General features: G+C 41.3%; 5 protein-coding genes. All 5 read left to right on the top strand.

The genetic code is table 11. The annotated features are described in order from the left end of the window. Nucleotides 1-767, top strand: a 767-nt coding sequence (locus H5975_RS07230) for a metal ABC transporter permease (protein WP_204785483.1), incomplete at its 5' end; no start/stop codon positions are given. A gap of 163 nt (nucleotides 768-930) precedes the next feature. Further along, on the top strand, nucleotides 931-1,767 hold the full coding sequence (gene purR / locus H5975_RS07225) for a pur operon repressor (protein WP_204785482.1): 837 nt from the start codon (nucleotides 931-933) through the stop codon (nucleotides 1,765-1,767). Nucleotides 1,768-1,776: 9 nt separating this feature from the next. Further along, nucleotides 1,777-3,144 carry a bifunctional UDP-N-acetylglucosamine diphosphorylase/glucosamine-1-phosphate N-acetyltransferase GlmU gene (gene glmU, locus H5975_RS07220; protein WP_204785481.1) on the top strand — a complete coding sequence of 456 codons (1,368 nt, stop codon included), beginning with the start codon at nucleotides 1,777-1,779 and terminating at the stop codon, nucleotides 3,142-3,144. Nucleotides 3,145-3,209: 65 nt separating this feature from the next. Next, nucleotides 3,210-4,193 (top strand): ribose-phosphate diphosphokinase, encoded by a 984-nt coding sequence (locus H5975_RS07215; protein ID WP_204785480.1) that lies wholly within the window; start codon nucleotides 3,210-3,212, stop codon nucleotides 4,191-4,193. 104 nt (nucleotides 4,194-4,297) lie between these two features. Then, nucleotides 4,298-5,023 carry a hypothetical protein gene (locus H5975_RS07210; protein WP_204785479.1) on the top strand — a complete coding sequence of 242 codons (726 nt, stop codon included), beginning with the start codon at nucleotides 4,298-4,300 and terminating at the stop codon, nucleotides 5,021-5,023. The last annotated feature ends 202 nt before the right edge of the window (nucleotides 5,024-5,225 follow it).

Here is a 5,225-nt window from a genome sequence, read left to right as displayed (position 1 = left end):
CCTTCATTGCTAGTACGTTTATTGCGGTAGTTAGTGGAGTAATCGGGGTATTTGTCGTTGCCAGGAATATGCCCTTTATGACCCATACCTTATCTGAAATCGGCTTTGCCGGGGCCTCTTTTGCCTTGTTTATGGGGTGGCCAGCATTAAATGGAATGCTCTTGTTTACAATTCTTAGCTCGGTCATGGTTGGCCAGTTAACGATTGATGAGTCGCGGCGTGAATCAGTTATTTCCGCGGTTTCCGCACTTTTTATTGGATTAGGGATTTTATTTTTATACTTATCCAGCAAAACAGCTAGTTCCGCTACCAGCATTTTGTTCGGTAGTGTTGTAGGAATTAGCCGTCATGAGGTTTATCAGTTAGTGTGGTTATCGCTGATTGTATTAGCAGTGGTCTTTTTGATATACCTGCAGCTTAAATTTTCATCCTTTGACCCAGATGGTGCTGCAGCTAATGGTCTGAATGAAACTCTGATCTCGGTTACCTTCTTGTTGTTATTAGCAATGAGTGTGAGTGTTGCCGTTCAAATTGTGGGAACGTTGCTGATATTTGTTTTACTAACCCTTCCTGCAGCTAGTGCAAAGTATTACACTACCGGAACTGGTAAAATGATTGGGTTAGCAATCCTGTTTGCTCTGCTGGGAGTATGGCTGGGGCTTTACTTAGGGTATGTTACAGACTGGCCAGTGAGTTTCTTTACTTCCACCATTGAAGTGTTAATCTACTTATCTGCGTTGCTCTACCAGCGATGGGCTACCGAATAAGCATTAAAAGATGGTAAAATTGTTGCAGGCCGAATGAGGCCTGCTTTTTTGATAAAAAATAGTCAAATTACCGCTAAAAGCCGAACAATTATGTTATTATTTGTAGGTATCATAGATTAGAAAAGTAATTTTAGTAACGAATTAATTTAAAAGGGGTTACAAGATGAAAGTTAGACGAAGTAATCGGCTGGTGGATATGACCCGGTATTTACTGGATCATCCGCGTGAGCTGGTTTCATTAAAGTTTTTTGGTCAACGGTATGAGTCCGCTAAATCTTCCATTAGTGAAGATTTAAGTATCATTCGGAATACTGTTGAACGGTGGGGTGTAGGCCGTTTGGAAACCTTGCCAGGGGCAAGTGGCGGTGCACGGTTAACCCCACTGTATTCAAAAGACAATGCACAAACGGTAATTGATCAGTTGGTTAAGGCGGTGGATGACGAAAGTCGCCTTCTCCCAGGGGGCTATGTCTACTTATCAGACCTACTGGGTCGTCCGGACATTCTGCGTAAAGTTGGGCGGTTAATTGCTACCCAGTACATCGATCAAGATGTGGATGTCATTATGACTGTGGAAACAAAGGGGATTCCTATCGCCCAAAGCGTGGCAATGTATCTCAACCGACCTTTTGTAATTGTTCGAAATTCGTCTCATATTACTGAAGGATCAACCGTTAGTGTGAACTACGTTTCTGGATCTTCACAACGGATTAAGAAAATGGAACTGTCACGGCGCACGATGAAGGAAGGCGCCAACGTGGTAGTTGTCGATGACTTCCTAAAGGGCGGGGGCACAATGAATGGTATGAAGTCCTTGATCCAAGAATTTGGCGCTCATTTAGTAGGAATGACGGCATTTGCTGAAGGACAGTTTGATGGTGAACGGTTAGTTGATGATTGCACATCATTAATTAGGGTTGACGCGCAAGATGGGGTTAACAAACATCTCAGTGCTAAGGCCGGTAACTATCTTGATAAAGTATTTCAAACAAAGGAGTAATCAGAACTGATGGGACAAAAGAATGCGATCATCCTCGCTGCTGGTAAGGGAACCCGGATGAAGTCAAAGTTATATAAGGTGCTACATGAAGTTTGCGGTAAGACAATGGTGGAACATGTCTTAGGACAACTTGAAGCTGCTAATATTGATAACATTGTGACAGTTGTCGGTTATGGAGCAGAAAGTGTTGAAAATACAATTGGTCCCCGTTCTAAGTTTGCTTTACAAAAGCAACAATTAGGAACTGGCCATGCTGTTATGCAAACTGAAGATATTTTGGGTGATATCGATGGTGAAACATTAGTGGTTAGTGGTGATACACCACTATTTACCGCTGATACTTTTAAAAAGCTGTTTGAATATCATAAGCAACGTCAGGCGGCTGTCACCATTCTAACTTCTGTTGCCCCAGACCCAACCGGTTATGGTCGGATTGTGCGTAACGATGTTGGAATTGTAGAACGAATTGTTGAGCAAAAGGATGCTAACCAACAAGAACGTGAAATTCATGAAATTAATACCGGAGTTTACTGTTTCGATAACAAGAAGTTGTTTGCTGCTTTAAAGAAGATTAACAACGATAATGCCCAAGGTGAATACTATTTAACTGACGTCATTGCCATTATGAAGCAAGAGGGTGAAGTAGTAACCGCATATAAGATGGCTGACTTTGACGAATCTATGGGAGTTAACAACCGGGTTGCCTTAGCACAAGCTAATAAGATTATGCGGAAACGGATCAATGACGAACTCATGATGAACGGGGTCACAATGGTAGATCCTGAGACAACCTACATTGACGCTGGAGTTAAGATTGGTCGTGACACTGTAATTGAAGGTAACGTTGTAATTAAAGGCGACACCACAATTGGTAGCGACTGTCTGATCGGTGCTGGTTCACGGATTATTAGTTCACAAATTCATGATGGGGTTAAAATTATTTCTTCCACTCTTGAAAACGCTGAAATGCATGATGGCTCCGACATTGGTCCTAATAGTCACTTACGTCCACAAGCTGAAATTGGCAAGAATGTCCACATCGGTAACTTCTGTGAAGTGAAGAAGGCTTACATTGGTGAAGGAACCAAAGTGGGTCACTTGACTTACGTTGGAGACGCAACCCTTGGCAAGAATATTAACGTTGGTTGCGGGGTGGTCTTTGTCAATTACGACGGTGCCAAGAAACACCACACTAACGTTGGTGACCACGCCTTTATCGGTAGTAACAGTAACTTAGTAGCGCCAGTTAACATTGCTGCAGATTCATTTATTGCGGCAGGATCTACGATTACTGACGACACTGACCAGTTCGATATGGCCATTGCACGGTCCCGGCAAACGAATAAACCAAATTATGCAAAAAAACTTCCCTGGTAGTTGCTTTTTAGTCAACTAATCAATATGATAAAGGGTGGTACAGGGAATTTATTTTGGAGGACCTCATGAAACAGAAATATTTTGATCCTAATCTGAAGATTTTTTCGTTAAGCTCAAACCGGCCATTGGCTGAAAAAATTGCTCAAGAAGTAGGTGTTGAATTAGGTAAACTATCCGTTGACCGTTTTAGTGATGGTGAAATTCAAATCAACATCGAAGAGAGTATTCGGGGAGACAATGTTTACATTGTGCAATCAACTTCCGCACCGGTTAATGACAACTTGATGGAATTGTTGATTATGATTGATGCTTTACGACGGGCCAGTGCCAAGACTATTAATGTGGTAATGCCTTACTATGGCTACGCTCGTCAAGACCGGAAAGCCCGGTCACGTGAACCAATCACTGCTAAGCTGGTTGCCAACATGCTGCAAAATTCCGGTGTTGATAGAGTAATCGCGCTTGATTTACATGCCGCTCAAATTCAAGGATTCTTTGATATTCCGGTCGACCACTTGATGGGTGCACCACTGCTCGCTGACTACTTCATTAAAGAAGGGGTTGCTAAGGATGCAGTTGTGATTTCACCTGACCATGGTGGTGTAGTACGGGCACGTGCGTTAGCTGAATTTTTGAAGGCCCCAATTGCAATTATTGATAAGCGGCGTCCAAAGGCCAATGTTGCTAAGATTATGCACATTATTGGTGATGTTAAGGGTAAGAAGTGTATCATGATTGATGATATGATCGACACTGCTGGTACGATCACTTTAGGTTCACAAGCATTAGTAGATGCTGGAGCAACTGAAGTATACGCATCATGTACCCACGCGGTTCTTTCTGGTCCTGCGATTGAACGCTTGGAAAACTCACCAATTAAAGAAGTGGTTGTAACCGACTCTATTCAATTGCCAAAGGAAAAGCAGATTGCTAAAATCAAGCAAGTTTCTGTGGCCCCATTAATTGCGGATGCAATTAAACGGATTAATGAAAACCGGCCAGTTAGTCCGTTATTCAAGAACCTGTTTGATCGGGTTTCTAAAGAATAATTTTAAATCGTTTGTTAAGATTCCTAGAGTCTTAGCAAACGTTTTTTGTTTAATAAACAAAAATGGTATAATACGGATAACCCTATTAAGGAGGAATATTGAAAATGAAAAAGGGCTTGATTTATAAAGTAGCTCTATCAACAGCTAGTTTAGCAATGATTTTTGGATTAGCTGGTTGTGGTCAAAAGAGTAGTTCTAATTCGAGTAGCAGTTCTGCTAAGTCGACACAAGTAACAGAGAGTGCGGCTGATAAGGCATACAAGAAGGCTAATGATCTGATTACTCAAAAGAAGTATCAAAAAGCATATGATCTTTTAGACGATGTTGAAAACCAAAACAAAAAAGTTGAATATCTGGAAGAAGATTTAGATAGTTACCTGGACGCACGTGAAGATTACAATAAGGGCGATTATCAGGAAGCTGAAGCTGAATTACCTGGTATGAAGTCTGACAGCAAGCCAATGAAGAAGGCTTACAAGGCTTTACGTGTTAAGATTTCCAAGGCTATTAATGGTGAAGTTGAAACCAGCACTACCCAAAACAAGAATAGCCAATCCAGCAAGCAATCTAACAGCAGTGTTAACTCACAATCTAGCTCCCAAAAGGCAGCCAATGCCGCAGCTGCACAAGCTACTGGTGAAAACGTTGTGACGAACTTTGCTAATAAGATGGGCTTCAACAAGAAGGGTTATGGAATTATTCCAGTATCCAAGAATGGTAATACTTACCGGTTTGAAGTTCGTCAAAACAATGCTGACAATTCAGTTGCTAACATGGTTGGGATCTATGAATACAATTCATCAACCGGTGCTGTAACCAAAATTGCCTAAAGTTCACAACTAAATAGCTGAGGAGAATTTACCCCTTGAAAGCTTAAAAGGCCTTAGACATTCGGAAATCCGAATGCTTAAGGCCTTTTTGTTAGGCTCTACATCATTTAGTGTTGGTTTAACAAAATCGTGAAATTTTCGCTAAATTGGTATAGTTTTACGAGTTACATACTTTTAGGGTATGTGACTCTTTTATTTTACT

The sequence above is a fragment of the Limosilactobacillus coleohominis genome (genome assembly GCF_016901675.1).
Lineage (GTDB): Bacteria > Bacillota > Bacilli > Lactobacillales > Lactobacillaceae > Limosilactobacillus > Limosilactobacillus intestinavium.
Note: the sequence above shows the minus strand (reverse complement) of the source record. Positions and strands in the feature narration are given on the sequence as shown.